Source organism: Burkholderia sp. Ac-20345, assembly GCF_017104825.1.
GTDB classification, from domain to species: domain Bacteria; phylum Pseudomonadota; class Gammaproteobacteria; order Burkholderiales; family Burkholderiaceae; genus Burkholderia; species Burkholderia lata_B.
Genome location: NZ_JAAGPO010000479.1, coordinates 1 through 1,726 on the forward strand (window position 1 = coordinate 1; position 1,726 = coordinate 1,726).

Below are 1,726 nucleotides of genomic sequence, written 5' to 3' on the forward strand. Positions count from 1 at the left end.
TCGGCGCGGTGCTCGGCCGGGCCTGACGAACAAGGGGACGAACACGCGGCGGCGGCCCTTGCCGCACGGGCCCGCAACACGCTGCCGACACCGCCCGCGCGCGTGTTAGAGTGCCGTGTGATCCGTGCGCGCCGTTGCCAGCGCGGCGGGCGTTGCTTGTTGATCGCGGCCCGGTCAGGCCGCGGCGTCTTTGCTAAAATTCAAACCATGTCAAAGCCTTCCGATCGCATCAATCTCACCAACCAGTTCCTGATCGCCATGCCGAACATGGCCGATCCGACGTTCTCGGGAACGGTGGTCTACCTTTGCGATCACAGCGAGCGCGGTGCGCTCGGCCTCGTCATCAATCGTCCTACCGACATCGACCTCGAATCGCTGTTCAACCGCATCGACCTGAAGCTCGACATCGAGCCGCTGCTGCACATCCCGGTGTACTTCGGCGGCCCGGTCCAGACCGAGCGCGGTTTCGTGCTGCACGAGCCGGTGGAGGGCGCGAGCTACAACTCGTCGATGTCCGTCGAGGGCGGGCTGGAGATGACCACGTCGAAGGACGTGCTCGAGGCGGTCGCGACGGGCACCGGCCCGAAGCGCTTCCTGCTGACGCTCGGCCATGCAGGCTGGGGGGCAGGGCAGCTCGAGGAAGAAATTTCCCGCAACGGCTGGCTCACCGTGGCCGCCGATCCGCGCATCGTGTTCGACACGCCGGCCGAAGAGCGCTTCGAAGCTGCACTCGGCCTGCTCGGCGTCAGCTCGTCGATGCTGTCCGGCGAAGCAGGGCACGCATGAGTGGCGCGAGCGCGCGCGATGCGACGCTCCTCGCGTTCGACTACGGCGAAAAGCGTATCGGCGTCGCGATCGGCAATGCGCTGACGCGCTCGGCCCGTGCGCTCGTCGTGATCCAGAACCTGAACCGCGAACACCGCTTCAAGGCGGTGGGCGACCTGCTGGCCGAATGGCGGCCGGACGCGCTCGTCGTCGGCCTGCCGATGCATCCGGACGGCACGCCGCACGACATGACGCAGCAGGCGAAGCGCTTCGGCAACCAGCTGAACGGCCGCTTCGGGCTGCCGGTCACGTGGGTCGACGAGCGCTATTCGTCGGTCGAGGCCGAGGCCGGGCTGCGCGAGCGCAACGTGCGCGGCCGCGCCCGGGCCGAGATGCTCGATGCCGAGGCGGCGCGCGTCATCCTTCAACAGTATCTCGATCAATTGTCCGACCATGAGCACCATTGACGCCGAGGCGCTTTACCGCGTCCTGCTCGACCAGATCCGCGCCGCGTATGGCACGGCTTTCGCCGAACCGGGCGGCCCGCGGCTCGCCGGCATTTACAGCGGCGGCGCATGGCTTGCCGAGCGCCTCGCGCGCGATCTCGGCGCGCCGGCGTTCGGCGTCGTGAACGTCGCGCTGCACCATGACGATTACGCGAAGAAGGGGCTGCACAGCCAGGCCAGCCCGACGTCGTTGCCGTTCGAGGTCGACAGCGCGCGCATCGTGCTCGTCGACGATGTGCTGTATACCGGGCGCACCGTGCGCGCGGCACTCAACGAGCTGTTCGACTACGGCCGTCCGGCCGCGGTCGAGCTCGCCGTGCTCGCCGATCGCGGCGGCCTTGATCCCTCACATGAGAAGAAGCGTGTGAAGGCGCAGCGCACCCTGGATCGGGCGAACGCGTTCGATCCGATTGCTCGCGAGTGGCATGAGCAGAAGACGGGGGCGTGGAGTGAAC

General features: G+C 67.8%; 3 protein-coding genes. All 3 read left to right on the plus strand.

Features of this window, described 5'->3' with window-relative positions:
* The first annotated feature begins 207 nt into the window (after positions 1-207).
* A complete protein-coding gene (locus tag G3O06_RS48105) occupies positions 208-786 on the plus strand; it encodes a YqgE/AlgH family protein (RefSeq protein WP_011351143.1) in 579 nt (192 codons plus the stop codon).
* Complete coding sequence (gene ruvX / locus G3O06_RS48110; RefSeq protein ID WP_027788201.1) at positions 783-1,232, plus strand: Holliday junction resolvase RuvX; 450 nt, start codon at positions 783-785, stop codon at positions 1,230-1,232. The genes G3O06_RS48105 and ruvX overlap by 4 nt, the downstream gene beginning before the upstream one ends.
* Positions 1,219-1,726, plus strand: a 508-nt coding sequence (gene pyrR / locus G3O06_RS48115) for a bifunctional pyr operon transcriptional regulator/uracil phosphoribosyltransferase PyrR (RefSeq protein WP_205820420.1), incomplete at its 3' end; no start/stop codon positions are given. The genes ruvX and pyrR, both read left to right, overlap by 14 nt.